The following is a 25,025-nucleotide window of genomic DNA, read 5'->3' as shown; positions in this document are numbered from 1 at the left end:
ACGCGGGGCGCCGGGCACACGCCGTTCAGCCCTTCTTGCCTTCCTGGCTGGCCGCGCCGCCGGTCTGCTTCGCGCTTTCCTCCGCCGCGGTCCGGGCCGCCGCCGGGGAGTCCGGAGCCACCGCGCCGTAGGCGGAGGCCCCGGTCGTGGCGGCCTGGGTGGACTTCGCGGCTCCCGGCGCCGGGGTCGCCTTGTTCTCCTCGATCCGTTCCAGCCACGCCGTCCCGATCAGGTTCCGGGCGTTGCGGCCCGCCTGACGCAGCGCCTGAGCGGCATCCGGATTCACGGACTCCACGGCGTTCAGGATGCCCTGCCGCGCGGCGGGCACGCGGGCCAGCACGACCGCGCCGGTTCCGATCACGGCCAGCGCGACCAGGCCGCCGGGCGCGCCGCCCCGGTCATCGCGCCGGGCCTGCCGGGCCTGCCGCTCCAGGACCTTCAGCTCACGGGTCAGGTTCTTCTGCAGAGGCGCGACCCGGCGGTCGACCGCCCTCTGCAGCTGCGCGGGCTTCAGGCGGCGACCACCGGACAGCAGGTCCTTCTCGGCGTCCCGGCGCGCCTGACGCAGCGTGCGTTCCAGCCGGCGCTGCCGGGTCTGCGCGCCGTCCGCCGCCTCGTGCAGGGTGCTGCTCACGCGGTCATGCACGGTCGACAGGAGTTCCAGGCCCGCTCCCTGCGCGTCGGCCAGGGTCGGCCCGACGCCCCTGTGCGCGGCACTCAGCAGCTGCCCGGCCCGGCGGCTGCCCTGCCGGGTCACCTGCTGCGCCCCCTCGCTGAGACCGCCGGCCAGGTCGCCTGCCGTTCCGGCCAGTCCGCCTGCCACACTCACGACCTCGTCCACGACGCTGCCCAGCAGACTCGCGGCGCGCGGCACGCCCTCCTCGCGCAGGGTCTGGGCGGCGCTGCTGCCGCGGCGCGCGGCCTCCAGTGCCAGCTCCTGAGAGCGTTCCTGCGCCAGCGCCAGCGAGTGCGCCATGGTCGGCTTCACGGTGTCCTGGAGGGTGTGCTGCGCGCCGCTCCAGACGTCACGGCTGCCCGTGACCAGGGCGCGGCGGGTGTCCTTGTTCAGCGCCAGGGCGGCGAGGCCCCCCAGCATCAGCAGGCTGCGTTTACTCACGCCGCCGGTCATATCGCTCGTCATGTTGCGCTCCTTTGCTGCTCACCCACGTGCCGGGGGCCGGTCTGACCGCCCGGGGTGAACGATGCCGCCATTCTCACCCCCCCCGGACAGGGCAGGATGGGCGCAATGTAATGAGAGTTTCATGTTCGGACCGGCCGCGCGGAGCGGCAAGACCCGCCTGCGCCCCAATCGCCGCCCCCGCCCAGGCATTAGACTCGGCAACGTGACCCGAAAGGCCCGCTCGCGCGACGAGACCACCATCCAGACCGAACCGCTGCCCGCCCCGGGACCGTCCCTGAGCCGCCTGGAGGTCCGGAACCTCGCGACCATCCGCAGGCTCGACCTGAGCTTCCGCGCCGGCCTGAGCGTCTTCACCGGCGAGACTGGCGCCGGCAAGAGCATCATCGTGGACGCCCTGGGCCTGCTGCTCGGCTCGCGCAGCAACACCGACCTGATCCGCACCGGCGAGGACGACCTGCTCGTGACCGGCTTCTGGGGGGACGACGTCGCCAGCCGCCGCGTGACCACGCAGGGCCGCAGCACCGCCCGCCTGGACGGCGAGGTCGTCGCGCTGCGCGAGTTGCAGGACTGGGCGCAGCGACGCCTGACCATCCACTGGCAGCACAGCGCCGTCAGCCTGCTCGGACCCGCCAACCAGCGCGCCCTGCTCGACCGGCAGCTGCCCGACGCACTCGGCGCGTACACGGCCGCGTACCGCGCCTGGGCCGACGCCCGCGCCCGCCTGGAAGCGCTGCGTGCCAGCGAACGCGAACGCGCCCGCCAGCTGGACCTGCTGCAGTTCCAGGCGACCGAGATCAGCGAGGTGAACCCCACGCCCGGCGAGGAGGAACCCCTGCAGGCCGACCTGAACCGGCTGGCGAACCTCGAGAGCATCGCGCAGGGAGCCGCCGGGGCGATCACGCTGCTCAGCGACGGCGAGGAGAACGCCCTGGGCTTCCTGGCCGAGGCGGTCCGGTCCCTGAACGTCAGCGCCCGCTACGACGAGACGACCGCGCAGCTGCAACGCGAACTGCGCGAGGCGCTCGACAGCGTGCAGGCCGTCGTCGGCGAACTGCGCGCCGTGGCCGAGGACCAGGCGCCGGACCCCGAGGAACTCGCGCGGGTCGAGGCCCGCCTGGGCGCGCTGGGCAAACTGCGCGCCAAGTACGGCCCCACCCTGCAGGACGTCCTGACCTTCCACGCGCAGGTCGAGCAGGAACTCGCCGCCCTGACCCGCGACGAGCAGGACGCCGGCACCCTGGACGCCGACGTGGCCGCCCTGCACGCCGACCTCCTGCGCGCCGGGGCAGCCCTCGACGCCGCCCGCCGGGACCGCGCCGCGCCGCTGGCCGCCGAGCTGGTGGCCGTCATCCGGCAGCTCGGCATGCCGCACGCCCGCCTGGAATTCCACCTGAACGCCCTGCCCGAACCGTCCGCGCACGGCCTGAGCGACGTGACGCTGCACTTCACCGCCAACCCCGGCGAGGACCTCGCGCCGCTGGCAGACGTCGCCTCGGGCGGCGAACTGTCCCGCGTGATGCTGGCCATCAGCACCGTGCTGGGCGCCGACACGCCCGCCGTGGTGTTCGACGAGGTGGACGCCGGTATCGGCGGCGGCGCGGCCCTGGCGGTCGCGGCGCAGCTGCGGCACCTCGCGCAGGCGCGGCAGGTGTTCGTGGTCACGCACCTCGCGCAGATCGCCGCGCAGGCCGATCACCATTACAAGGTCGAGAAGAGCGTCGAGGACGGCCGCACCGTCAGCCGCGTGCGCCTGCTGCCGCCCGAGGAACGCCTGCACGAGATCGCCCGGATGCTCAGCGGGAACACCAGTGACGCCGCGCTTCAACACGCCCGCGAGCTGCTCGGCCCCGACCACGCCGCGCCCGCCGGAAGCTGAGCGCGGCGTCACGGGGGCCGAGGTGGGCCTTTGATAAAGGCGACCTTCAGTCGGCGGTCAGACTCGCTGCCTAAGCTGGGCAGCATGACCCGAACCCCACACAAGACGCTCCCCGGTGCCGCGCTCCTCGGCGTCAGCCTCCTGAGTGCCTGCACCATGACCGCCCCCGGTAACCTGCGCGTGCATGAGGCGCTGCTGTACGGCGGCACCCAGGAACGCATCGTGTGGGTGTACGGCACCCTCGGACAGGGCAGCCAGAGCAGCGTGAAGCTCGGCGCGGCCACCGCCGACCTGCGCAGCCAGGTGAACGACCCGCTGGCGCTCGACGGGACCCTCAGCGTGAACGGCAAGGCCACCTACCGCGCCCCCACCACCGCCACCACCCAGAAGCTCAGCGTGACCCGCCGCACCGACGGCACCTTCAACGTGACCCCGCTGCCCGGCGCGGCCCTGAGCGCCGTGTACTTCACGGACGGGCAGACCTGGACGAAACTGAACGGCACCAGCGGCGTCGTGACCGGCACCCGCAGCGACGGCCTGAACGGCGCCGGGCAGCTGAGCAGCGCCGAGGCGACCGCCCTGGGCAAGGCCCTGCTGGGCCAGGGCCCGCTGGCCGTGGGCGTCCTGGAAAGCGCTGGCATTCCCGACCCGGCCCTGACCGTGGAACCCGCCCCCACCGAGTACCAGCGCACGGGACTGTACGTGCTGCCGAACGTCCCCACCCAGACCGCCGTGAGCCCCACCCCCGGCACGCCCCAGCGCCCGACCCTGCCCGGCAGCGGCACCCCGCCAGCCGTGAGCCTCCCAGGAGCCGCCGTGACCTTCACCGAGATTGCCGCCGGATCGCAGGCCACCGCCACGGCCCTGAGCGTCCAGACCGCCCGCACCGACGCCGAGGCCCGCACCCTGTACGCCGCCGCGTACGGCCGTCAGACGGGCGTGCCCACCCCCGCGGCCCTGAACGGCTCGACCCTGGTCGGCGTGTTCCTCGGGCAGCGCGCCACCGGCGGGTACAGCGTGCGCGTCACGGGCGCCAGCGTCAGCGGCGGCACCCTGACGCTGGCCGTGCAGGTCAAGGCCCCGGCACCCAACTCGTTCACCACGCAGGCCATCACCAGCCCCTGGGCGATCGTGCGCGTCCCCGGCAGCTTCACCCGCGTGAACGTCGTCGACGAGAACGGCCAGCCCCTGCGGGCCGAGGGAGGCGGCACCAACCGCTGACCCGCGCACCCGGAAGCCGCCGCCCAGGTCATGGCCTGAGCGGCGGCTTCTCATACGCACTCCAATCGAATGGCTTGCAAAGCCGTTCAATCCGAGCGGATGCGACTCGGAGAGCTGCTCCGCAGAGGAGGAGCTGGGCGGGTTCCGGGCGTGGAGTTCACAGATCGGTGGTGTTGCGATCTGTGAACGAAACAAACGGCAGTCCGTATCACTGTCCCGCGCCGTGCCGGGCACCAGCGGGCCAGCAGAAGGGGGCGACCTCCCTGGGAAGGTCGCCCCGGTCCGGCCGCTGGCCGGTGAGCAGGATTACTTGGTGGGAACCTTGATGGCGCCGCTGATGATCTTGGCCTTGACAGCCTCGACCTTCTGCACCTGGGTGCTGGTGATCAGGTTCTTGTTGTACTGGTCGACCGCGTAGCCCACGCCGCCTTCCTTCAGGCCGAAGCGACGCTCGCCGCCCTTGAACTTGTCTTCCTTGACGTCCTTGATCAGGGCGTAGACGGCGTTGTCGACGCGCTTGAGCATGCTGGTCAGGCCGTGGTTCATGGTGGCGGGGTTCTTGTCGAAGTCGCCCAGGTAGTTCTGGTTGCTGTCCACGCCGATGAAGAACATGGGGCGGGTGTTGCCGGCGCAGGCCTTCTGGTAGGAGGCGCTCTTGGCGAGCTTGGCGAAGTTGTTGGTGCTGAACTTCACGCCGCTGGGCAGGTTCGCGGCCTTGAGGCACTGGGTCTGCTTGATGTAGTCGATCACGCCGTTGCCGGAGGCGCCGGCGGCGCTGAAGATGATGTCGGCGCCCTTGGAGCGCATGCTGCCGGCGATTTCCTTGGCCTTGCCGGGGTTGTTCCAGGCGTCAGGGGTGGTGCCGACGTACTGGGCGATGACCTTCACCTTGGCGTTGGCGGCCTTGGCGCCGGCGGTGTAACCAGCCTCGAACTTGTGGATCAGGGGGATATCCATGCCGCCCACGAAGCCCAGCACGCCGGTGGAGCTGTTCAGCGCGGCGAGGTAGCCGACCAGGTAGCTGCCCTGCTCTTCCTGGAAGACCAGGCTGGCGACGTTCTTCTCGGGGGAGATGTCGTCGATCAGGCCGAAGGACAGGTCGGGGTTCTCCTTGGCGACCTGGCTGATGCTGGCGTTGTTGGCGAAGCCCACGCCGACGGTCAGGTCGAAGCCCTCGTTGGCGAAGGCGCGGATGCCCTGCACGGCCTGGCTGGGATCGCTGGGCTCGAAGTCCTTGGACTGGATGCCCAGGGTCTTCACGGCGCGCTGGCTGCCCTCGTAGGCGCTCTGGTTGAAGCTCTTGTCGAACTTGCCGCCCGCGTCATAGGCGAGACCGACACGGATGGACTGGGCACCGGCGACGCTGGCGCTCAGGGCAAGGGCAATGGTCAGGATCTTCTTCATGGGTGTTCCTCCGGGAAATGGATAGTTGAGTTGCTTGAACAGAGTATACGGAATTCCGGCGCTGTCCACCCCCCGACCACCCCGAGTCTCAAACACGTGGACAGCGCGGACGGATGGGACCGCTCTTGTGAGGTTCTTAACGCTCGCCTTGCCGGCCCCGCGGCTGCCCGTTCCGCCTGCGGCCCGCGCCGTCAACGGTCGATGTGCTCGAAGCCCTGCAGGCCGTCGAACAGCCCACGCAGCGGGTACGAGAGGACCGGGGCGCGCGTGCCGCCCAGACTGAACTGCTCGTGGTTCAGGCGGTCCTCCATCGCAAGGCGTTCCTCGGGCGTCATGCGGCCCAGCAGGCTCTCGGCTCCCATCTGCGTGCCATGCGCCGCCAGGGCCGCGCGTTTGTTCTGCGCGTACGCCGACACGTCCATCCGCACCGCGAAGGTGTCCTCGGACACGCCGTACACCAGCGGGTCCAGCCCCTCGCCCATCCGCGCGATCCCGGCGGCCGACTCGACACTCATGGCCGTGAAGAACAGCCGCCTCGGACCGCCACCCGGCAGGGACCCCGCGCTGAAGAACGCCGCACTGGTCGCGCGGTGAATCTGCAGGTGATCCACGTGCCCGTACCCGCCGTGCGGATCGAAGGTCACCATCACCTGCGGCTGCACCCGCGCGATCAGGTCACGCAGTTTGACCTCCACGTCCAGGGGGTTCACGTTCATCATGGCCTTCGGGTCGTCGTGCCGGGTGCGTTCGTAGCGGCCGGAATCGTGGTAGTCCAGGAACACGGGGTCCGGGATCTCCAGGGCGCGGCAGGCCTCGCGCAGTTCCTGCTCGCGCTGCGCCCCCAGGTCATCCACCGTCATGCCGGGCACCGTGATCTTGCCGGCCTCGCCGCGCGTGGCGCAGGCCAGGACCACGTTCACGCCCCGGCGGGCGTAGTGCGTCAGGGTGCCGCCCACGCTGAAGGCCTCGTCGTCCGGGTGGGCGAACACGGCCAGCAGCGTGGGGTGGGCGTTGACGGGGGCGGGCGCGTCCTGGTGGGTCATGCCGGGCAGTCTACGGGCGGGCGGCGGGACCGGGTGTGCCGGCCTTCCTATTCGCTGCCCGGCCCGGCCTCCTGCGCGGCCAGCCGCTGCCCACGCCGGTAGAAGTCCCACAGGGCGTCCGGCCAGGTGCGGTAGATCAGGCGGCGGTTGGCGGCGTCGGCGGCCTCCAGCGCCGCCCCCAGCGCGCGGTAGAAGCGGCTGCCCTGCTCCTGAAGGGCGCGGGCGGTCCAGTACACCTCGGCGCGTTCCATCTCGGTGAGCTGTTCAGGCGTGATCACGCGCTCCAGCATGTCGCGCCCCGCCGCCACTGAACAGGGGGGCGGCGGGGGCCTGACACGGCCCGCCGGGGGTGTCTGCTACGCTCGGACGCATGACGAAGGTGGTGGCCATCACATCCGAGAAGGGAGGCGTGGGCAAGAGCACCCTGGCCGTGCATCTCGCCGGGGCGGCGCACGCGGAGGGACGGTCGGTGCTGCTGATCGACGAGGACGGCCGGGTGGGCAGCAGCCTGCGCTGGGCCGCGCGGTCCGGCCGCCTGCCGTTCCCGGTGATGGCCGCCGACGACGTGAAACCCAAACGGCTGGCCGCCTTCGACCTGATCATCCTGGACACCGAGGGCCGCCCGCGCCGCAAGGACCTGCGGCAGCTGGCCGAACGCACCGACCGGATCCTGGTGCCCAGCGGCGTGTCCCCGCTGGAGCTGGAAGCCACCCGCGAACTGCTGGATTTCCTGTCCGGCGAGGACGCCGCCCGCAAGACCCGCGTGGTCCTGACCCGCGTGCCCCCGGTCGGCCGCGCCGCCGAGGAGGCCCGCGAGGACCTGCGCGAGGATGGCGTGACCGTCTGCAACGCCCTGGTGCGGCACTACGCGGCCTACCAGAAGGCCGCCGAGCTGGGCATCCTGGCGGGCGAGGTGCGCGACCCGCGGGCCGAGGCGGCCTGGAACGACATCCTGACCCTGGCCCGCGAGGTCCTGTGAACGGCCCGCGCGGGAGGCGCTGACGTGGGCCGCTTCGACTACCTGGAAGGACGCGGCAAGCGCAGGGGAGGCAAACGCGACCGCCCCGCCAAGGTCACGCCGGAACCCGACGGCCGCCAGAAGGGCGAGACGGCCGAACGGGTCGAGGCGGTGTACGTGCGCAAGGAGACCGTGCGCGCGGTGTGGCGGCAGGTGAAGGCCGAGGGCGGCGAGAGCGTCAGCGAACTCGTCGAGGACCTGCTGCTGCGCTGGCTGCGCGAACGCGCCTGAACGTGACTGCATCCGCGCGGTGGGGACGGGCCGCCGGGCTGCTGCTGGCGCTGTGGCTGACCGTGCCGGGCATCCTGAACCCGCTGCGCGGCGACCTGCTGGGCGGCGTGAACCTGGTGTTCCACGAGGCCGGGCACGTCCTGATGATCTGGGCCGGCGAGACCCTGACGCTGCTGGGCGGCAGCGCGGCGCAGGTGGCCGTCCCGCTGGCCTGCGCCGCCGCGTTCCTGTGGCGCGGTGACCGTTTCGCGGCGGGCGTGGTGGGCCTGTGGCTGGCGCACTCGCTGGCCGGCGTGGCGGCGTACGTCCGCGACGCGCCGCTGCGGCAGCTGGACCTGATCACGGGCGACCCGGACACCCACGACTGGTGGCAGCTGCTGGGCGGCTGGAACCCGCAGGCGAACGCCCTGCACCTCGCGGACCCGCTGGGGCGTTTCGTGGCCTTCCTGGCGCTGGCGACCCTGATCGTGTCGGTCGTGCTGGCCGTGTGGGACGACCTGCGCTAGAACAGAGGCCGGAATGGAGACGGTGCGCGGAAACCCGGGAACAGCTGGAGTGGTGGGCCGCTACGCGCCGAGCCCCACCGGGGCCATGCACCTGGGCAACGCCCGCACGGCGCTGCTGGCGTGGCTGCACGCCCGCGCGCCCGGCGGGCGGCACCTGCTGCGCTTCGAGGACCTGGACACTGGGCGGGTGCGTCCCTGGGCCTACGACCTGATCCGCCGTGACCTGGAGTGGCTGGGCCTGGACTGGGACGCCGAGAGCGTGCAGTCGCGGCAGCTGGACCGCTACCGCGAGGCCGCCGCGCGCCTGGACACCTATCCCTGCACCTGCACCCGGCGCGAGGTGCTGGCCGCCGTGCAGGACAGCGCGGGGGCGCCGCACGGGGCGGAGCCGGTGTACCCCGGAACCTGCCGCGATCCCGCGGCGCGGCACCCGGAGCGGCCGGCGGCGCTGCGCTGGCGCGTGCCGGACGCGCGGGTGTGCGCCCGGGACCGGCTGAGTGGGCAGACGCTCTGCCAGGACCTGCGCGCGGACGTGGGTGATCTGGTGCTGCGCCGCAACGACGGCGTGTACGCCTATCACCTGGCGGTGGTGGTGGATGACGCGGCGGCGGGCGTGACCGACGTGCTGCGCGGCGCGGACCTGTGGACTGCCACCCCGCGGCAGGTGGCCCTGCAGGCGGCGCTGGGCGTCCCGACGCCCCGCTACCTGCACGTGCCGCTGATGACCGATTACCGGGGCGAGCGGCTGGCCAAGCGCGGGGGGGCGCCGCCCGTGTCGGCACTGCGCGAGGCGGGGGAGAGCGCCGCGGGGGTGCGGGCGCAGCTGGCCCGCAGTCTGGGCTGGGCGGTCCCGGACGAGGTGGAAGCGGCGGACCTGCTCCCGCTGTGGCGCGCGGCGCTGGAAGGAACGCCGGTGCGGCTGGCGGGCGGATAGCAGCGCTTCTCACGGTCCGGGCCGGGTGTCCGGGCCTGTCAGACGGAAACGGCCTGGAGTGCCCAAACTTAGACGAGTTGTCTAAGTTTGCCTAACGGCCGTTCGGAGCGGCAGTTCTACCCTGCGTTCATGTCCCTGACCCTTCCCACCTACCCGCAACCCGACGGACGTGGCCGCTTCGGCCGCTTCGGCGGGCGGTACGTGCCCGAAACGCTCATTCCCGCCCTCGACGAACTCGAACGTGCCTACGCCGCCGCCAAGGTGGACCCCGAGTACCTGAACGAACTCGACCGGCTGCTGCGCGACTTCGTGGGCCGGCCCAGCGGCCTGTACCTCGCCGAGCGCCTCACGGCCCACGCCGGCGGCGCGAAGATCTACCTCAAACGCGAGGACCAGAACTACACCGGCGCCCACAAGATCAACAACTGCCTCGCGCAGGCCCTGCTCGCCAGGCGCATGGGCAAGCAGCGCGTCGTCGCCGAGACCGGCGCCGGCCAGCACGGCGTCGCCAGCGCCACCGCCGCCGCCCTGCTCGGCCTGGACTGCGTGGTGTACATGGGCGCCGAGGACATCCGCCGCCAGGAACTGAACGTGTTCCGCATGAAACTCCTCGGCGCCGAGGTCCGCGCCGTCACCAGCGGCACCAGCACCCTGAAAGACGCCACCAACGAGGCCATCCGCGACTGGGTCACGAACGTCCGCGACACCTTCTACATCCTGGGCAGCGTCGTCGGCCCGCACCCGTACCCCGCCATGGTCCGCGACTTCCAGAGCGTCATCGGCGAGGAAGTCAAGGTGCAGCACCAGGCCCTGGAGGGCCGCCCCGTGCCGGACGCCATCGTCGCCTGCGTGGGCGGCGGCAGCAACGCCATCGGCATCTTCGCGCCGTTCGCGTACCTGCCGGAAGGCGAGCGTCCCCGGCTGATCGGCACCGAGGCCGCCGGTGAGGGCGTGGATTCCGGCCGGCACGCCGCGAGCGTCGCGGGCGGCCGCGTGGGCGTCCTGCACGGCGCCATGATGTACCTGCTGAACGACGACGAGGGCCAGATCGTCCCGCCGCACTCCATCAGCGCCGGCCTGGACTACCCCGGCATCGGCCCCGAACACTGCCTGTACTCCGAGACGGGCGTCGCCGAGTACGTGCCCGTCACGGACGCGCAGGCCATGGACGCCCTGCAGCTGTGCACCCGCCTCGAGGGCATCATCCCCGCGCTGGAAACCGCGCACGCCCTGCACCACGCCGTGGAACTCGCGCGGACCATGCGCCCCGACCAGACGGTCGTCGTGAACCTCTCGGGCCGCGGCGACAAGGACGTGGCCGAGGTCATGCGCCTGCTGTCCCTGCCCGCCGGTCAGAGCAGCACCCCCGGCACCCTGCACGCCCGCCCGGAGGTCCAGGCATGAGCGTCCCCACCCCCACCACAGCCACCACTCCCGGCGCCGCGCGCCTGCACGCCGCCTTCGCCCGCGCCGCGCAGCAGGGCCGCGCCGCCTTCATTCCCTTCATGACCGCCGGCTACCCCACCGCCGAAGGGTTCCCCGCCGTCGCGGACGCCCTGCTGGCACGCGCCGACATCCTCGAGGTCGGCATTCCCTACAGCGATCCCCTCGGCGACGGCCCCACCATCCAGCGGGCCAGCGAGCAGGCGCTGGGCGGCGGCACCAGCACCCGCCACACCCTGCGGCTGGTCCGGGACCTGCGCGCCCGGCACGACACGCCCATCGTGATCATGACCTACGTGAACCCCATCTACGCCGTCGGGCCGCGCGAGTTCATGCGGCTGGCCCAGGAGGCCGGCGTGGACGGCCTGATCCTCCCGGACCTGCCGCCCGACCAGGACCTGGAAATCGCGGACCTCGCCGCCGAGCACGGCATCGCCGTGACCTTCCTGATCGCCCCGACCAGCACCCCCGAACGCGTGAAACTCGTCGCGGAGGCCTGCACGGGCTTCCTGTACGCTGTCAGCGTGACCGGCGTGACCGGCGCCCGCGAGGGCTCCGCGCTGGGCGAGGTGCCCGCCATGCTGGCCCTGGCCCGCCAGTACGCCCGCGTGCCGGTCGCCGTGGGCTTCGGCGTGAACGACGCCCAGACCGCCCATCAGGTCGCGCAGGTCGCGGACGGCGTGGTCGTCGGCAGCGCCTTCATCAACGCCGTGCGCAACGGCCAGGATGTCGGCGCGCTGGCTGCCAGCATCGCGGACGGCTGCCACAAGGGCTGAACGGCAGTCCGTAGCAGAAGCAGCCGGGCTGCCGGGGCGTATCCCAGGTGGCTTCCGGCTGCTGGGGGGCGTGCGGTCAGGCCGGCGCGGCGCGGGCCGCGCGGCGGTTGGTCCAGGTCATGACCGCGAACCCCAGCAGGGTCAGCGCGGCGCACACCACGAACACGCTGCGGTACCCGAAGGTCTGGGCGACCACGCCGGACGTGACGCCGCTGAGCATCCCGCCGACGCTGCCCGTGTTGGCGAACAGCGTCGTGGCGGCACTGAACCGGCCGGGCATCAGCGTCTGGAAGTACGTCATCCCCAGGCCCGCCAGGATGGCCAGCACGACCGCGCGGATGACCTGGGCGGCGATCAGGGCCGGCAGGCCGTGGGCGAGGACGATCAGCGCGAAGTGCAGCACGAACAGGCCCATGCCGGCCGCGATCAGGGTGGGCACGCCCGGCAGGCGCCGCACCGTCACCAGCGCCAGCATCACCGGAATCTCCAGCAGGGCGCACAGGCCGACCAGCAGCCCGACCTCGCCGGCGGTGCCGCCCAGCGTCTCGGTGACGAACAGCGGGAACATCGCCATGCCCATCTGCATGCTCATGCCGTACAGCACGAAGGCCAGGGCGCCCAGCGCGACAGCGCGCCGCGCGGCCGGCCGGGGCGTGTCCGGCAGGTCCGGCGTGATGCCCGGCGTGGGCTGGGGCCGGCGGCCCGGCACGCGGATCAGCGGCAGCGCCGCCAGCGCGAAGCAGGCGGCGGCCGCGAGGAACACGGCGTGATAGTCGTTCTCGCCGAGCAGCAGGGCGCCCAGGCCGGGGCCGACCACCCACGACAGGCTGAACACGCTGCGCAGCACCGTCATGGCCCGGTCGGCCAGTTCGCCCGGCGTGTCGTTCAGACTGGCGCGCGCGAACGAGAACACCTGCGGGAATGCGGCGGCCCCCAGCGACAGCAGCAGCGAGCCGATCAGCAGCAGGCCCGCGAAGTGCGGCGTGACGCTGATCAGGGTGTACGCGGCGGCCCCGGCGGCCAGGGTGGCCATCACGATGGGTTTGCGGTTGGGCAGCCGGTCGCTCCAGCGGGCCAGGAGCGTGGCGACCACCACGGCCGACACGGCGTTCAGCGTGAGGAACACCCCGATCTGGAAGGGGGTCATGCCGGCGCGGTTCACGGCGTACAGCGCGAGGTACGGCACGGCCAGCGACAGCCCGAAGCCCAGCAGAAAGACGCTCAGCGCCAGGCCCGTGGCGTGCGGGAGGCGCAGCATGGCGCCCAGGCCGGGTCGGGCGGGGGGCGCGGGAGAGGTCAGGGGGGTGGTCATGCGGGGGGCCGTCCGTTCATCCGGACCACTGTAGCCGCCCTGCGGCCGGCGAGACCGTGAGGAGGTGCTAGCCTCCGGCATGACCCCTGAATCGATCAAGGAGCTGCCGCGCCGGCAGGACGTTCCCCGCGAGCAGACCTGGGACATCGAGGCCCTGTACGCCACGCCCGACGCCTGGGAGGCCGACGAGGCGGGCATCGCTGCCGGCGTGGACGCCCTGGCCGCCCACGCCGGACGCCTCGGCACGCCGGAGGGCCTGCTGGCGTACCTCGCGGCAGCCGACGAGGTCGAACTGCGCCTCACGCGCTTCATGTCGTACGCGGGCATGACCGCCAGCGTGGACGGCCGGGACGCCGTGGCCGCCGCGCGCCGCGACCGCGCCAGTGGCCTGGGCGCCCGGTACGGCAGCGTGACGGCCTTCTACCGCCCGGAACTCCTCGCGCTGGACGGGGCCATGGTGCGCGGCTGGCTGGACCGCCCGGACTTCGCGGACCAGCGGGTGCGGCTCGAACGCATCCTGCGCGGCAAACCGCACGTCCGCAGCGCCGAGGTCGAGGAACTGCTGGGCGCGGTGCAGGCGCCCTTCGCGTCCGAACGCGGCATTCACCCCACCCTGGCGAACATGGACCTGCGTTTCGGCACGGCGGGCGGCGAGAAGATCACGCAGGGCAACGTGGACCGCCTGACCTCCCACCCGGACCGCGAGGTGCGCCGCGAGGCCTGGGAGAACTACGCCGACGCGCACCTCGCCGCGCAGCACTCGCAGGCGGCCATGTACGCCACGAACATCCGCCAGAGCGTGTTCCTGGCCCGCGCCCGCCGCTACCCGGACGCGATCACGGCGTCCCTGGCCCCGGACCGCATCCCGACCGAGGTGGTCACCACCCTGCTCGACACGTACCGCGCCAACACCCCGGTCTGGCACCGTTACTGGCGGGTGCGCCGCGAGTGGCTGGGCCTGAACGAACTGCGCGAGTACGACGTGAAGGCCGCGCTCGTCGAGCCGCGTCAGGTCAGCTACGCGCAGGCGGTGGACTGGATCTGCCAGGGCATGGCCCCGCTGGGCGAGGCGTACGTGACCGACATGCGCGCCGGCCTGACCACCGAACGCTGGGTGGACTACGCCGAGAACGACGGCAAACGCCAGGGCGCGTACAGCAACGGCGGCGGGCGCGTCAAACCCTTCATCTTCATGACCTGGAACGGCACCATGAACAGCTACAGCACCCTGGCCCACGAGATCGGGCACTCCATGCACTCGCTGCTGTCCATGCGCGAGCACCCGTACTCGGTGCCGCGCTACACGCTGTTCCACGCCGAGGTCGCCAGTAACTTCGATCAGGCGATGGTGCGCGCCCACCTGCTGAAACAGGCCCGTGAGAGCGGTGACACGACCTTCGAGGTGCAGATCATCGAGGAGGCCCTGTCGAACTTCCACCGGTACTTCTTCATCATGCCGACCCTGGCCGCCTTCGAACTCGAAGCGTACCGCCGCATCGAGGCGGGCGGCACCCTGAGCGCCCCGGACCTGAACACCCTGACCGCCGACCTGCTCGCCCAGGGCTACGGGGACGGCGTGACCATGGACCGCGAACGCAGCGGCAGCCTGTGGGCGCAGTTCAGCACGCACCTGTACGCCAACTTCTACGCGTACCAGTACGCGACCGGCATCAGCGCCGCGCACCAGCTCCTGGAGACCTTCGCGGGCGACCCGGACGCCGCCCGTGAGAACTACCTGCGCTTCCTGCGGTCCGGCGGCAGCCAGGACCCCATCGACGCGCTGCGCGAGGCCGGCGTGGACATGCTGAGCCCCGCGCCCGTCCAGGCGACCTTCCGCACCCTGGAAGGCTACGTGGCCCGCCTGGAAGAACTGCTCGCCGCGCGCCGCTGAGCGCACTGCAGGAGCGGGAGGAGGGGGCAGGGAGAGGGGCGGGGGCTCCCGCCACCCGCCTGGCGTGCGGATGGCAGTGCCCGCCAGACGACGGCCAGACGACGGAAAGAGGAGGAAGGGCCGGGAGGGCAGGAGAAGCGGCGGCGAAAGCCCCCCACCGGGGGGAACGGCCACCGCTTAGCGGGGGAATTGTATTGACCAATTTGATGAACATAGAATGAAGGGGCTTTGAGCTTCAGAGAGGAGAGTCCCATCTTGGAAACCCTGCGTGTCTCCGGCACTTCACGTCCCAACGCCATCGCTGGTGCCATCGCTGCGCTGCTGCGCTCGCAGGGGCAGGTGGAGATGCAGGCCATCGGCCCGGCCGCCGTGAACCAGGCCGTCAAGGCCCTGGCCATCGCCCGCGGATACCTGACCGGGGATCTGCTTGATCTGGTCGCACAGCCGGAATTCGTGAAACTCGAAACCCCGCAGGAGGAACGCACCGCCGTCAAGTTCACGGTGCGTGCCATTCCGGCCCCTCCTGCCTGAACCGTCCAGTCCCGCGTGCCCGGTGTCCTGCCGGGTGCGTTTTTCAATCCGAGCGGACTCGGAGAGCTGCGCCGCAGAGCGGGCAGCAGAGAAACGCCCCTCCGGGCGTGGCGTTGACAGCTCGGTGGGGTTCCGCGCCGTCAACAAACAGACGGCAGTCCGTATGGGGTGGGGGGTGATCCGGGCCGCCGAACTCTGCCCTCGTCCTGAGCTGCGTCTCATAAAATCTGAGTGCGTGGCGCTTAGATTGAGGGCAGGAGGAAGTGCCACATGGAACTCTTAGGCCCCTACACCCCCCTGATCCTGCTCGTGTTCGTGGCGTCCATGCTGATTCAGGGCTACCTGACCCGCACGTACAGCCGCTGGAGTCAGGTCCGCAACCCCCGCAACCTGACCGGCGCCGATGTGGCCCGCCTGATGCTGGACGCCAACGGCCTGGGCCACGTGCCCGTCAACGCCGTTCCCGGCCACCTCAGCGACCACTACGACCCCATCCGCAAGACCGTGAACCTCAGCGAGGGCGTGTACGGCGTCCCCAGCGTGAGCGCCATGGCCGTCGCCGCACACGAGGTCGGACACGCCATCCAGGACCGGGTCCGCATGCCCGCCCTGCTGCTGCGCGGCCGCCTCGCCGTGCCCCTGAACCTCGGCATGAACCTCGCCCCGTGGCTGCTGATGGCCGGGATCGCCCTGCAACTCACGGGCCTGATCTGGGTCGGCGTGATCCTGTTCGGAGCGGCGCTGCTGTTCCACCTGATCACCCTGCCGGTCGAATTCGACGCCAGCCGCCGCGCCCTGGCGTACCTCCAAGCCGGCAACCTGACCGGCAGCGCCGAAGGGCACAAGGGCGCGCAGGCCGTCCTGACCGCCGCTGCCCTGACCTACGTCGCCGGGTTCGCCATGGCCCTCGCGCAGTTCCTGAACGTGCTGGGTCTGGCCCGCAACCGCAGCTGACCCCCCCCACACGAGAAGCCCCCGACCTCTGGTGTCGGGGGCTTCCTGCTACAGGTCGGTCCGGATCAGACGGATTCCGTTTGTTTCGCCGACAATCCGGAAGTTCACCGGATTGCCAGCTCCACGTCCGGAACCCGTTTTTCTCCTGCTCGCATCCGCTCGGATTGAATGGTCTTTGCAGCCCATTCAATCGGAGTCCGGATCAGACGTTGAAGCCGAACATGCGCATCTGGCGCTTGCCGTCGTCGGTCATCTTGTCCGGACCCCATGGCGGCGTCCACACGAACTCCACGTTCACCTCGGTCACGCCGTCCAGGCGACTGACGGCCATCTCGGCGTCCGCGCGGATCAGGTCCTGCACCGGGCAACCCACGCTCGTCAGGGTCATGGTGATGTCGATCAGTCCGCTCTCGGCGATGTCCACGCCGTAGATCAGGCCCAGGTCCACCACGTTCACGGGAATTTCCGGGTCCTTGACGACCTTCAGGGCCTCCAGGACCTGCGCCTCGGTGGGCAGCGTCACTGGCGGACCTCCGGGCCGGTCGCGGTGGGCAGCCCCTCGTTCACCCAGGCCAGGGTACCCCCGGCGAGGTTCACGACCTGCGCGTACCCCTGCGCCTGCAGGTACTCCCCGGCGCGGGCGCTGCGGGCGCCGCTGCGGCAGATCATGACCAGTTCGCGGTCCTTCGGGAGTTCCGCGAAGCGCGCCTCGAACTCACTGAGGGGAATCAGCGTGGCGCCGTCGGCGTGCACTTCCTCGAACTCGTTCGGCTCGCGAACGTCCACCAGCAGCGCCCCGGCCTGCACGCGGCGCTGCCCTTCCTGCGGAGAGATGTCTTCCATGCGGGCCAGCATAGCCGAGTGCGGGCCCGTGAATGTGCCCGCCACCCCCGAGCCCGCCCCGCGCCCCCCTATGCTGCGGGCATGACCCCGCCCGCCCCCCCGCCCTCCTCGCTGCCCGACGGCGTGACCCTGATCGACCTGCGCCCCGAGGCGTTGCGTTCCCCGTCCCTCGCGGACCTGACCGGCCGGCCCGTGCGTGTGCTCAGCCTGGACGACATCGAGAACGGCACGCACGGCCTGACCCGCGACCTCGGGCCGCTGCTGGTCCTGTGCGAACGGGGCGTGCGCAGCACCCTGGCCGCCCGCTACCTGAACACCGACGGTCTGGACGCCCGCGCCTACCCCGGCGGCGTCCCGGCCCTGCTGAGGGCACTGCCACCGTCCGGGTCCTGAGGGCCGGGCGGGACGCAGGCGGCGCGTCTCACGGCTCACGCGGCTAGACTGCGTCCCATGTCTGTTCTGCCCCCCGGTTTCATCACGACCAGCGACGTGCTCGAAGGGCGCCTGAGTGGCGCCGACGTGCGCCGCCTGGAACTCGCGCACGGCAACGAGGAACTCCTGTACGGCCTGGACGTGCTCGGCCTCGCCGGGCCGTTCAGCCGCGTCACGCCCTGGGAACTGGAGGACGAGCGGGGCGTGCGCCGCATCAACGCCAGCGGATACGCCGCCACGCCCTTCGGGGACATGCCGCCCGCCATCACGGAGTTCATGCAGGCGTTCCTGCGCGAGAACCGCGCCATGAGCCTCCCGCAGCAGAGCACCGGCCCGTGGCGCGCCGCGCTGGAAGCGAACCTCGTGCGGCTGCTGGCCCGCGAACTGCCCAGCCACGCGGACAGTCAGGTGTTCTTCTGCTCCAGCGGCACCGAGGCCGTCGAGGGCGCCCTGAAATTCGCCAAGGCCTGGAGGCCGAAAGCGAAATTCCAGATCTCGTTCGCCAGCGGGTACCACGGCAAGACGCTCGGCAGCCTGAGCCTCACGCCGAACCCCGAGTACCAGGACATCTTCCGGCCGCTCGTGCCGGGCGCACTGACCAGCCCCTACGGCGACCTGGACGCCCTGCGCACCCTGATCCGCCGGGTCGGCCCGGACAACGTGGGCTGCGTCGTGATTGAACCCATCCAGGGCGAGGGCGGCGTGAACATCCCGCCCGCCGGGTTCCTGCGCGGCGTCGGCGAACTGTGCCGCCAGCACGGCATCACCGTCATCGCCGACGAGATCCAGACCGGCCTGGGCCGCACCGGCCACTGGTTCGAATCGGCCGCGCAGGGCCTGGACGCCGACATCATCACGCTCGCCAAACCGCTGGGCGGCGGCATGACCGCCGTGGGCGCCACCATCGTCCGCGCGCCCATCTACAAGAAGATGCTGGGCGGCCTGAGCAGCAAACGCCACAGCAACACCTTCGGCGGCGGCTCCCTCGCCATGGCCGTCGGCATGAAAAGCCTGGAGTACCTCATCGAGAACGACCTGCCCGCCCGCAGCGCCCGCCTGGGCGCAGAGGGTCTCGCGCGCCTCCAGGCCCTCCAGGTACGCTTCCCGAAACTGCTGCAGGCGGTGCGTGGGCAGGGCATGCTGTTCGCCCTGCAGTTCCAGCCGATGGTCGGGGTGCCCCTGCCCGGCGCCCTCAAGGAACTGGTGTTCGAGGCGACCGCCATCCTCGCGCTGCGCGAACTGCACGGCGCGGGCGTCATGGCGAACCTCAGCCTCAGCAGCAAACGCACGGTGCGCCTGACCCCGGCACTGGACATGCCGCAGGACGTGTTCGACACCATGATCGGCCGCGTGGAGGCCTTCGTGCAGACCCACCCGAACGCCCGCGACCTGCTGACCCGCACGCCCCCGCAGGTCACGGCCCGCCTCGCCGCGTTCGCCGCCAGCAAACCCAAGAAACGCACGCCCAGCGACGGGTAATACGGACTCCGATTGAATGGGCTGCAAAGCCCGTTCAATCCGAGCGGATGCGAGAAAGAGAGAAACGGGTTCCGGACGTGGAGCTGGCAATCCGGTGAAGTTCCGGATTGTCGGCGAAACAAACGGCAGTCCGTATAAGACGGACTCGGATGGAATGGTTTGCAAAAACCGTTCCATCCGAGCAGATGCGAGTAGGAGCAGGGCGCCCCTCCGGGCGTGGAGTTGGCAACCCGGTGCCCTGCCGGGTTGTCAACGAAACAGACGGAATCCGTTTTACAGGTACTGCCGCTTTACAACCCGCGTTCCAGCGCCGTGTCCAGCCGCTCCAGCAGCAGCGTGACCTCGCCCGTTGTGATGCTCAGGGGCGGCCCCAGCAGCAGGTGGTCGCCGCGCACGCCGTCGAGCGCGCCGCTGCCGGGGTACGTGAGCAGCCCGGCGTCGCGGGCGGCAGCGGCGACCCGCTCGGCCACGCCGGGGGTGGCATGTGGCTGCCCGGTGGCGGGGTCACCCAGGATCACGCCCAGCAGCAGGCCGTGCCCGCGCACCTCCAGCACGCCGGGGTGGCGGCCCTGCAGGGCGCGAAGGCCGTCAAGCAACTGCTTGCCGCGTTCCTGCGCAGCCCGCACCAGTTCCTCGCGCTCCACGATGTCCAGCACGCTCAGGCCCGCCGCCACGCTGACCGGATGCCCGGCGTACGTGAAGCCGTGCTTGAACGCGCCGCTGCCGTTCATGACCGTGTCGAACACCTGCGCGGAGGCCATCACGCCGGCCAGGGGCGCGTACCCGGCGGCCAGTCCCTTGCCGAGCACCACGAGGTCCGGCGTGACCTGCGGGTCGTGCAGGCGCACGGAGAGCGGCGCCCCGCAGCGGCCCATGCCCGCCATGACCTCGTCCGCGATGAACAGCACGCCGTACTCCCGGCAGATCTGGGCAATCCGGGCGTGATACCCGGCGTTCGGGGCGAGCGCCGCGTCCGACGCGCCCACCACCGGCTCGCACATGAACGCCGCGACCGACTCCGGTCCGACCTTCTCCAGCAGGGCCCGCAGACGTTCGGCGTCGGCCTCGCCGCTCAGGGACGGGTCGGGTTTCGGCAGTTTCGGCCACGCGTCCGGGCGCATCAGTGGGACGTACACCTCGCGCCGCGCACCCATGCCCGACGCGGCCAGCGCCCCCAGGCTCGCGCCGTGGTAACTGGGCACGCGCGTGACCACCCGGAAGCGCCCCGGTTCGCCCCGCTCGACGTGGTACTGCCGCGCGAGCTTGATGGCACTCTCGTTCGCCTCGGACCCGCCCGACACCGCCCAGAAGCGGTAACCGGGCAGGTTCAGGAACCCGGTCAGCCGCGAGGCGTACGTTTCGAGCACGTCACTGGAGAACTGCGAGCCGTGCACGAACGCCAGCCGCGCCGCCTGCTCCGCCATGGCCTGCGCCACCTCGGTGCGCCCGTGCCCCACGTTCGCCACGAGCGCCCCGGACGACCCGTCCAGGTACGAGCGACCCTGATCGTCCTGAATGAACACCCCGCCCGCGGAAACGGCGGTCGGGTACGGCTTGCGGCTGCGGTAGAACACGTTCGACATGGGCTGGGTTCCTTGTGCGCAAAGAGAGAGAGTGTCTGGAAGGAGGGGAGGTCAGCGGCCGGTGTGGCCGTGCCCGCCCGTGCGGGTGGGGGCGCTGCCGTCGTCACCGTCGGCCAGCAGGTATGCGCTGAAGACGCCCTGCGCGAAGCGGTCCCCGGCCTGCGCCGAGTACGCCTCGTCGCCCAGGTTGTGCAGGGCGATACGGATGTTCCCGTCGTTGCCGGGATTGCCGTGGAAGTCCGCGTCGATGATGCCGACCGTGTTCGTGATCATGACCGCCCGCATCCCCACCGACGAGCGCGGGTAGATGGACAGCACCTCGCCCGGCCCCATGAACGCCTTCACGTCCGTGGCGACCACCACGCGCCCGCCGGGCGGCACCGTGAACGCCACCGGCGTGAAGAAGTCGTACCCGGCCGCCTGCCGCGACCCGCGCCGGGGCAGCGTGATGGGCGCGTCCGGGTGAACGCGGTGCGCGGCCGCGACCACCTCGAAGCCACGGGTGCGGGCGGGCCGGGCCGCCTCGACCGGGGCCGTCAGTACGTCCGGGCTGCTCACCACGTGTCGCCCCCACCGGCGGGCGGCCACGCCCCCAGCGCCTGCCGGACCGTCACGACCTGCCCGAAGTGATGCGCGGTGTGCAGCGCCATGTCGGCCAGCAGTTCCCCGATGGTCTCCTCGTGGTTCACGGGGTTCGCGAGGTCCGGCCGGGCGGCGTGCGGGTCGATGCGGGCCAGCAGCTCGTAGAACTCGTTCTTCACGCGCGGCCAGTCCTCACTGGCCACCACCGGCCACGTTTCGGCGGCGTGTTTCGGGTAGGGTTGCGCCTCGCCCATCTCGATGATGTCCAGCATCCAGCGGTTCCACCAGTTCACGTGCGCCACGAGTTCCGCCACCGAGTGCGGCAGGCCCGCCGGGCGGGTGGTGGCCATGTCGGCGTCCAGGCTGCTCAGGGACGCCTCGACGCCCACGAAGGCCTGCCCACCCCGGAACAGTTTGGGCAGCAGGCGCGCGAAGGCCATCTGGGTTCGTTCGGTACGGTTCGGATCAGTCATGGGGCCTAGTGTTCCAGAAAATGCGCGGGGCAGAGGTCACGGGACGGCCGCATAGTCCTCACCCGCAGCGGACCGGGCCTGCCGCTGCGGATCAGGCGCCGCACGCCCCGGTCAGTACCGCTGGGCGACGGTCTTGGTCTGCAGGAACCAGAACAGGTAGTCGGGGCCGCCGACCTTGGCGTTCGTGCCGCTCATGCCGTACCCGCCGAAGGCGTGCGTGCCGCTCAGGGCGCCCGTGCACTTGCGGTTGATGTACAGGTTCCCCACGTGCATGTCCCGGCGGGCCACCGCGATCTTGTGCGGGTCGCGCGAGTAGAACGCGGCGGTCAGGCCGTACTCGGAGTCGTTCGCCAGTTCGATGGCGTGTTCCCAGTCGCGGGCGCGGGTGAAGGTCAGGACCGGCCCGAAAATCTCCTGCTGGAACAGCGGATCGGCCGGGTCCACGTCCGCGAACAGGGTGGGGGAGACGTAGCCGCCCACGCGGTCCCCGGTGTCGGGCGTGTCTCCGCCCAGCACCAGCCGCGCGGTCGTGCGGCCCGCCTCGACAAACTGCGCGATGCGGTCGGCGCTGCCCTGATGGATGACCGGGCCGATGGCGGCGTTCTCCTCGGGCAGGCCGACCGTCAGGGCGCGGGTCTTCTCGGTCACGCGGGCCAGCAGGTCGTCGTACACGCTGTCTTCCGCGATCACGCGGGAGCAGGCGCTGCACTTCTGGCCGCTGTACCCGAACGCGGCCTGCACGATGCCGGTCGCGGCGGCCTTGATGTCCGCGTCCGCACACACGACCGTGGGGTCCTTGCCGCCCATCTCGGCGATCACGCGCTTGAGCCACCGCTGGCCCGGCTGCACCCGCGCGGCCCGCTCGTAGATGCGGCAGCCGATCTCCTTGCTGCCGGTGAAGGCGATCATCCGCACGCCCGGATGGTCCACCAGCGGGTCGCCCAGCACGTCGTCCGTGCCGGTCAGGAACTGCACGGCGTTCCGGGGCAGGCCCGCCTCGAACAGCAGTTCGACCATCAGGTACGACGAGAGCGGCGTCTCCCCGGCAGGTTTCCACAGCACCGTATTCCCGGCGGCCAGCGCGCCCAGCGCCATGCCCAGCGGAATCGCGCTCGGGAAGTTCCACGGGCTGATGCAGGCCACCACGCCCAGCGGCTCGTACACGGTGGTCACGTGCTCGTCCGGCATGGGGTACACGGCCTTGCCCTGCGCCCAGCGCAGCGTTTCACGCGCGAAGACCTCGAAGTGATCCACCGACTCGGCCACCTCGCCGTCCGCCTCGGCCCAGTTCTTGCCGTTCTCCAGCGTCATGACCGCGTTGAATTCCATGCGGCGGGCGCGCAGCAGATCGGCGGCCCGCTTGAAGATGCTGGCGCGTTGCAGCGGGTCGGTGCGGCGCCACTCCAGGAAGGCGGCCTGCGCCGCCGCCACGGCCTGCTGCAGCTGCGCGGGCGTGGCGTTCTGGAAGTGCCACAGCGTCTCGCGGGTGTCGGCGGGGTTGCGTACGGCGAAGGTGCCGTCCCCCTGGACTTCCTGTCCAGCGACGATCAGCGGGAAGGTGCGGCCCACGTACGCCTCACGCACGGCCCGGAAGGCGTCGCGCTGGCGGGCGGCGACCGCCTCGTCCTGAAAGGCGTGGTACGGTTCGTGCTCGAAAGGCAGCAGGCCTTCCAGATGGGTGGTGGTCATCGGTCTCCTTTGGGTCGTGCGGGTTGAAGTGCCGTGAGGCTAACACGCCGCAAGGGGGACCGTAAACACGCTGTCAGACGGCAGAAAACTGGCCCGGCGGCCTGAGCGGCAGTCCAGAAGTGGCCCGGAAACCTTGCAATTGAAAAGTGGCGTGAGGGGGCTGATGACCCGCAGTCACGCGCCAGTCACGCCCTGCCCGCCACCATGACCCCGTCACCCCACCCCCGACAGGAGGTTCCCGCATGCCCATCCCTGCCCTGCACGTCCCCACCCTGCCCAGCGGCACCCACCCCATCGGCAACTACCACGTGCAGCCGGACCCCGGCAGCGGCCGCTACTGCATTCAGGTTCAGTGCGCCGGCCACTGGCACCCCGTCACCACGCCGCCGGGCGAGGAACGCCTGCTGGTCACGCTGCTTCAGGCCCCGTTCCCGACCGTGCAGGACGGCTGGATCGTCGCCGCCCGCTCACCCCTGGGCGGCCCCACCTGACGCGCCTGCCCACAACGCCGCGCCGATCAGTCCCGCGTCCGCGCCCAGCGCCGCGTGCACCAGCTCGGGTCGGTACCGCTCCGGGAAGGCCTCCAGCGCCGCGCGCACCTGCCCCAGGAACCCGGCGCGCAGGCCCACGCTCCCGCCGAACGCCACCCGCGTGACGCCCAGCAGCGCCGCCACGTCCGCGCACTTCCAGGCCAGCAGCGCCGCCGCGCGGCCCGTCACCTCCAGCGCCCGCCCATCCCCGGCGTCCGCCGCGTCGCACAGCGCCCGCGCGTCCCCGAAGCCCAGCGCCGCCGCCTGCGCGCCCAGCGCCGTGCCACTCGACTCGAACTCCAGCGGCCCCAGCCGCCCCAGCCCCGGCACCTGGGCGCCCGGCCCCCACGCCGCCGGCACACTCACGAACCCCAGCTCGGCGTCCAGGCCGTTCCCGGCCAGGTGCAGCCGCCCACCCAGCACCAGTCCCGCGCCCACCCCGGTACTGACCGTCACGAACATGAACTCGTTCACGCCGCGCCCCGCCCCGGCCCGCGCCTCACCCCACGCGGCGGCCCGCGCGTCGTTCAGCGCCGCGCACGGCAACCCCAGCCCCAGGCCCAGCCGCGCGGCCAGCGGCACGTCCGTCCAGCCGGGAAAGGTGTGCGCCGCCGTCGCCGTGACCCGCCCGGCAGCCACCGCGCCCGCACAGGCCACACCCACCGCGCCCGCCTGCCCGGCCAGCGGCGCGGCCAGTTCCGTCATGGCCGCCAGCACCGCGTCCGGCGTGGCCGGGCGGGGCGTGCGGGTTTCCAGCCGTTCCAGCACACGCCCGCCCGCCTCGACCAGCGCCGCCCGCATGCTGGTGCCGCCGATATCCAGCGCCAGCAGCGGAGAGGCAGACGGCGTGGTCAGGGCAGACATGATGCGGTCGTGGGTCACGCGGGCATTGTGTCACGGGCCGCCAGAACGCCGGGCCTCAGGCGCCCGCCCAGAAGGCCGATCCGCCGCCCACGCCCGCAACCCGTCATCCGGACGGCCGTCTGTTCCGTTCGCACCCCGCCAACCCACCGATCTGTTAACCAAGAGTTTCCACTTCCCTGCCGATGTCGTGTCACGCGGCCTTAAGCAGGAGTCCGTCCTGCTCCATCCCGGTCAGGACGTACTTTTCAGCATTCTGAGCTGCCTGCCGT

At 71.4% G+C, this 25,025-nt stretch carries 26 protein-coding genes; 14 read left to right on the top strand and 12 right to left on the bottom strand.

The features are described 5' to 3' along the window. Positions 1-25: 25 nt before the first annotated feature. The gene (locus tag ABDZ66_RS09600; RefSeq protein WP_343758203.1) at positions 26-1,141 is read right to left on the bottom strand and encodes an alginate biosynthesis protein AlgP; all 1,116 of its coding nucleotides are present in this window, start codon (positions 1,139-1,141) and stop codon (positions 26-28) included. Positions 1,142-1,343: 202 nt separating this feature from the next. On the opposite strand from ABDZ66_RS09600, the gene ABDZ66_RS09595 reads away from it, so the two are divergent. Both ABDZ66_RS09595 and ABDZ66_RS09590 read left to right on the top strand, forming a co-directional pair. Then, complete coding sequence (locus ABDZ66_RS09595; RefSeq protein WP_343758201.1) at positions 1,344-3,017, top strand: DNA repair protein RecN; 1,674 nt, start codon at positions 1,344-1,346, stop codon at positions 3,015-3,017. Positions 3,018-3,101: 84 nt separating this feature from the next. Beyond that, positions 3,102-4,238: a protease complex subunit PrcB family protein gene (locus ABDZ66_RS09590; protein ID WP_343758199.1), complete on the top strand. Its 1,137-nt coding sequence runs from the start codon at positions 3,102-3,104 to the stop codon at positions 4,236-4,238. 306 nt (positions 4,239-4,544) lie between these two features. Here ABDZ66_RS09590 and ABDZ66_RS09585 read toward each other — a convergent pair whose 3' ends face one another. The 3 genes from ABDZ66_RS09585 to ABDZ66_RS09575 form a co-directional block, all read right to left on the bottom strand. Next, positions 4,545-5,642: a BMP family lipoprotein gene (locus ABDZ66_RS09585; RefSeq protein WP_343758197.1), complete on the bottom strand. Its 1,098-nt coding sequence runs from the start codon at positions 5,640-5,642 to the stop codon at positions 4,545-4,547. A gap of 191 nt (positions 5,643-5,833) precedes the next feature. Continuing rightward, complete coding sequence (locus tag ABDZ66_RS09580; protein ID WP_343758195.1) at positions 5,834-6,685, bottom strand: PIG-L deacetylase family protein; 852 nt, start codon at positions 6,683-6,685, stop codon at positions 5,834-5,836. A 47-nt stretch (positions 6,686-6,732) separates the two neighbouring features. Further along, the gene (locus tag ABDZ66_RS09575; RefSeq protein WP_425544419.1) at positions 6,733-6,975 is read right to left on the bottom strand and encodes a hypothetical protein; all 243 of its coding nucleotides are present in this window, start codon (positions 6,973-6,975) and stop codon (positions 6,733-6,735) included. An 80-nt stretch (positions 6,976-7,055) separates the two neighbouring features. Between ABDZ66_RS09575 and ABDZ66_RS09570 the strand changes: the two genes are divergently transcribed. The 6 genes from ABDZ66_RS09570 (at position 7,056) to trpA (ending at position 11,593) form a co-directional block, all read left to right on the top strand. Next, positions 7,056-7,664 carry a nucleotide-binding protein gene (locus ABDZ66_RS09570; RefSeq protein ID WP_343758194.1) on the top strand — a complete coding sequence of 203 codons (609 nt, stop codon included), beginning with the start codon at positions 7,056-7,058 and terminating at the stop codon, positions 7,662-7,664. A 24-nt stretch (positions 7,665-7,688) separates the two neighbouring features. After that, entirely contained in the window at positions 7,689-7,934 is a 246-nt protein-coding gene (locus ABDZ66_RS09565; RefSeq protein ID WP_343758192.1) for a hypothetical protein, read from the top strand. Between the two features lie 2 nt (positions 7,935-7,936). After that, positions 7,937-8,440 carry a hypothetical protein gene (locus tag ABDZ66_RS09560; protein WP_343758190.1) on the top strand — a complete coding sequence of 168 codons (504 nt, stop codon included), beginning with the start codon at positions 7,937-7,939 and terminating at the stop codon, positions 8,438-8,440. 13 nt (positions 8,441-8,453) lie between these two features. Next, positions 8,454-9,374, top strand: coding sequence for a tRNA glutamyl-Q(34) synthetase GluQRS (gluQRS, locus tag ABDZ66_RS09555; RefSeq protein WP_343758188.1), 921 nt, complete (start codon positions 8,454-8,456; stop codon positions 9,372-9,374). Between the two features lie 129 nt (positions 9,375-9,503). Further along, positions 9,504-10,778 (top strand): tryptophan synthase subunit beta, encoded by a 1,275-nt coding sequence (gene trpB / locus ABDZ66_RS09550; RefSeq protein WP_343758186.1) that lies wholly within the window; start codon positions 9,504-9,506, stop codon positions 10,776-10,778. Further along, entirely contained in the window at positions 10,775-11,593 is an 819-nt protein-coding gene (gene trpA / locus ABDZ66_RS09545; protein WP_343758184.1) for a tryptophan synthase subunit alpha, read from the top strand. Before trpB ends, trpA begins: the two co-directional genes overlap by 4 nt. A gap of 76 nt (positions 11,594-11,669) precedes the next feature. Here trpA and ABDZ66_RS09540 read toward each other — a convergent pair whose 3' ends face one another. Next, complete coding sequence (locus tag ABDZ66_RS09540) at positions 11,670-12,905, bottom strand: MFS transporter (RefSeq protein WP_343758182.1); 1,236 nt, start codon at positions 12,903-12,905, stop codon at positions 11,670-11,672. 79 nt (positions 12,906-12,984) lie between these two features. On the opposite strand from ABDZ66_RS09540, the gene pepF reads away from it, so the two are divergent. The 3 genes from pepF (at position 12,985) to ABDZ66_RS09525 (ending at position 16,281) form a co-directional block, all read left to right on the top strand. After that, a complete protein-coding gene (pepF, locus tag ABDZ66_RS09535) occupies positions 12,985-14,796 on the top strand; it encodes an oligoendopeptidase F (protein WP_343758180.1) in 1,812 nt (603 codons plus the stop codon). Positions 14,797-15,051: 255 nt separating this feature from the next. After that, positions 15,052-15,327, top strand: coding sequence for a stage V sporulation protein S (locus ABDZ66_RS09530; RefSeq protein WP_343758178.1), 276 nt, complete (start codon positions 15,052-15,054; stop codon positions 15,325-15,327). 270 nt (positions 15,328-15,597) lie between these two features. Beyond that, a complete protein-coding gene (locus tag ABDZ66_RS09525; RefSeq protein ID WP_343758176.1) occupies positions 15,598-16,281 on the top strand; it encodes a zinc metallopeptidase in 684 nt (227 codons plus the stop codon). Positions 16,282-16,483: 202 nt separating this feature from the next. Here the strand turns inward: ABDZ66_RS09525 and ABDZ66_RS09520 are convergent, their stop codons facing one another. Then, positions 16,484-16,804 carry a metal-sulfur cluster assembly factor gene (locus ABDZ66_RS09520; protein WP_189063855.1) on the bottom strand — a complete coding sequence of 107 codons (321 nt, stop codon included), beginning with the start codon at positions 16,802-16,804 and terminating at the stop codon, positions 16,484-16,486. Then, on the bottom strand, positions 16,801-17,124 hold the full coding sequence (locus ABDZ66_RS09515; RefSeq protein WP_343758172.1) for a rhodanese-like domain-containing protein: 324 nt from the start codon (positions 17,122-17,124) through the stop codon (positions 16,801-16,803). Before ABDZ66_RS09515 ends, ABDZ66_RS09520 begins: the two co-directional genes overlap by 4 nt. Before the next feature lie 81 nt (positions 17,125-17,205). Here ABDZ66_RS09515 and ABDZ66_RS09510 point away from each other — a divergent pair, with 81 nt between their 5' ends. Beyond that, positions 17,206-17,517, top strand: coding sequence for a rhodanese-like domain-containing protein (locus ABDZ66_RS09510; protein ID WP_343758170.1), 312 nt, complete (start codon positions 17,206-17,208; stop codon positions 17,515-17,517). A gap of 57 nt (positions 17,518-17,574) precedes the next feature. Beyond that, positions 17,575-19,035, top strand: a complete 1,461-nt coding sequence (locus ABDZ66_RS09505; protein WP_343758168.1) for a class-III pyridoxal-phosphate-dependent aminotransferase — start codon at positions 17,575-17,577, stop codon at positions 19,033-19,035. Between the two features lie 290 nt (positions 19,036-19,325). Here ABDZ66_RS09505 and ABDZ66_RS09500 read toward each other — a convergent pair whose 3' ends face one another. From ABDZ66_RS09500 to ABDZ66_RS09485, 4 genes are all read right to left on the bottom strand, one after another. After that, a complete protein-coding gene (locus ABDZ66_RS09500) occupies positions 19,326-20,618 on the bottom strand; it encodes an aminotransferase family protein (protein WP_343758166.1) in 1,293 nt (430 codons plus the stop codon). Between the two features lie 51 nt (positions 20,619-20,669). Further along, complete coding sequence (locus ABDZ66_RS09495) at positions 20,670-21,176, bottom strand: dCTP deaminase/dUTPase family protein (RefSeq protein ID WP_343758164.1); 507 nt, start codon at positions 21,174-21,176, stop codon at positions 20,670-20,672. Further along, on the bottom strand, positions 21,173-21,673 hold the full coding sequence (locus ABDZ66_RS09490) for a DinB family protein (RefSeq protein WP_343758162.1): 501 nt from the start codon (positions 21,671-21,673) through the stop codon (positions 21,173-21,175). Before ABDZ66_RS09490 ends, ABDZ66_RS09495 begins: the two co-directional genes overlap by 4 nt. 111 nt (positions 21,674-21,784) lie before the next feature. Next, on the bottom strand, positions 21,785-23,362 hold the full coding sequence (locus ABDZ66_RS09485; protein WP_343758160.1) for an L-glutamate gamma-semialdehyde dehydrogenase: 1,578 nt from the start codon (positions 23,360-23,362) through the stop codon (positions 21,785-21,787). 242 nt (positions 23,363-23,604) lie between these two features. Between ABDZ66_RS09485 and ABDZ66_RS09480 the strand changes: the two genes are divergently transcribed. Then, on the top strand, positions 23,605-23,853 hold the full coding sequence (locus tag ABDZ66_RS09480) for a hypothetical protein (protein WP_343758158.1): 249 nt from the start codon (positions 23,605-23,607) through the stop codon (positions 23,851-23,853). Here ABDZ66_RS09480 and ABDZ66_RS09475 read toward each other — a convergent pair. Continuing rightward, positions 23,830-24,774 (bottom strand): ROK family protein, encoded by a 945-nt coding sequence (locus tag ABDZ66_RS09475; RefSeq protein WP_425544418.1) that lies wholly within the window; start codon positions 24,772-24,774, stop codon positions 23,830-23,832. The two genes, ABDZ66_RS09480 and ABDZ66_RS09475, sit on opposite strands and share 24 nt — an antisense overlap. Positions 24,775-25,025 lie beyond the last annotated feature (251 nt).

This window comes from Deinococcus depolymerans (assembly GCF_039522025.1).
GTDB classification, from domain to species: Bacteria; Deinococcota; Deinococci; order Deinococcales; family Deinococcaceae; genus Deinococcus; species Deinococcus depolymerans.
Note: the sequence above shows the minus strand (reverse complement) of the source record. Positions and strands in the feature narration are given on the sequence as shown.

Coding starts and splice junctions, on each gene's coding strand:
- ABDZ66_RS09590 (WP_343758199.1), top strand. CDS start 3,102: ATGACCCGAACCCCACACAAGACGCTCCCCGGTGCCGCGCTCCTCGGC.
- ABDZ66_RS09515 (WP_343758172.1), bottom strand. CDS start 17,124: ATGGAAGACATCTCTCCGCAGGAAGGGCAGCGCCGCGTGCAGGCCGGG.
- pepF (WP_343758180.1), top strand. CDS start 12,985: ATGACCCCTGAATCGATCAAGGAGCTGCCGCGCCGGCAGGACGTTCCC.
- ABDZ66_RS09500 (WP_343758166.1), bottom strand. CDS start 20,618: ATGTCGAACGTGTTCTACCGCAGCCGCAAGCCGTACCCGACCGCCGTT.
- ABDZ66_RS09585 (WP_343758197.1), bottom strand. CDS start 5,642: ATGAAGAAGATCCTGACCATTGCCCTTGCCCTGAGCGCCAGCGTCGCC.
- trpB (WP_343758186.1), top strand. CDS start 9,504: ATGTCCCTGACCCTTCCCACCTACCCGCAACCCGACGGACGTGGCCGC.
- ABDZ66_RS09480 (WP_343758158.1), top strand. CDS start 23,605: ATGCCCATCCCTGCCCTGCACGTCCCCACCCTGCCCAGCGGCACCCAC.
- ABDZ66_RS09525 (WP_343758176.1), top strand. CDS start 15,598: ATGGAACTCTTAGGCCCCTACACCCCCCTGATCCTGCTCGTGTTCGTG.
- ABDZ66_RS09600 (WP_343758203.1), bottom strand. CDS start 1,141: ATGACGAGCGATATGACCGGCGGCGTGAGTAAACGCAGCCTGCTGATG.
- ABDZ66_RS09580 (WP_343758195.1), bottom strand. CDS start 6,685: ATGACCCACCAGGACGCGCCCGCCCCCGTCAACGCCCACCCCACGCTG.
- ABDZ66_RS09540 (WP_343758182.1), bottom strand. CDS start 12,905: ATGACCACCCCCCTGACCTCTCCCGCGCCCCCCGCCCGACCCGGCCTG.
- ABDZ66_RS09505 (WP_343758168.1), top strand. CDS start 17,575: ATGTCTGTTCTGCCCCCCGGTTTCATCACGACCAGCGACGTGCTCGAA.
- gluQRS (WP_343758188.1), top strand. CDS start 8,454: ATGGAGACGGTGCGCGGAAACCCGGGAACAGCTGGAGTGGTGGGCCGC.
- ABDZ66_RS09485 (WP_343758160.1), bottom strand. CDS start 23,362: ATGACCACCACCCATCTGGAAGGCCTGCTGCCTTTCGAGCACGAACCG.
- ABDZ66_RS09570 (WP_343758194.1), top strand. CDS start 7,056: ATGACGAAGGTGGTGGCCATCACATCCGAGAAGGGAGGCGTGGGCAAG.
- ABDZ66_RS09490 (WP_343758162.1), bottom strand. CDS start 21,673: ATGACTGATCCGAACCGTACCGAACGAACCCAGATGGCCTTCGCGCGC.
- ABDZ66_RS09510 (WP_343758170.1), top strand. CDS start 17,206: ATGACCCCGCCCGCCCCCCCGCCCTCCTCGCTGCCCGACGGCGTGACC.
- trpA (WP_343758184.1), top strand. CDS start 10,775: ATGAGCGTCCCCACCCCCACCACAGCCACCACTCCCGGCGCCGCGCGC.
- ABDZ66_RS09575 (WP_425544419.1), bottom strand. CDS start 6,975: ATGCTGGAGCGCGTGATCACGCCTGAACAGCTCACCGAGATGGAACGC.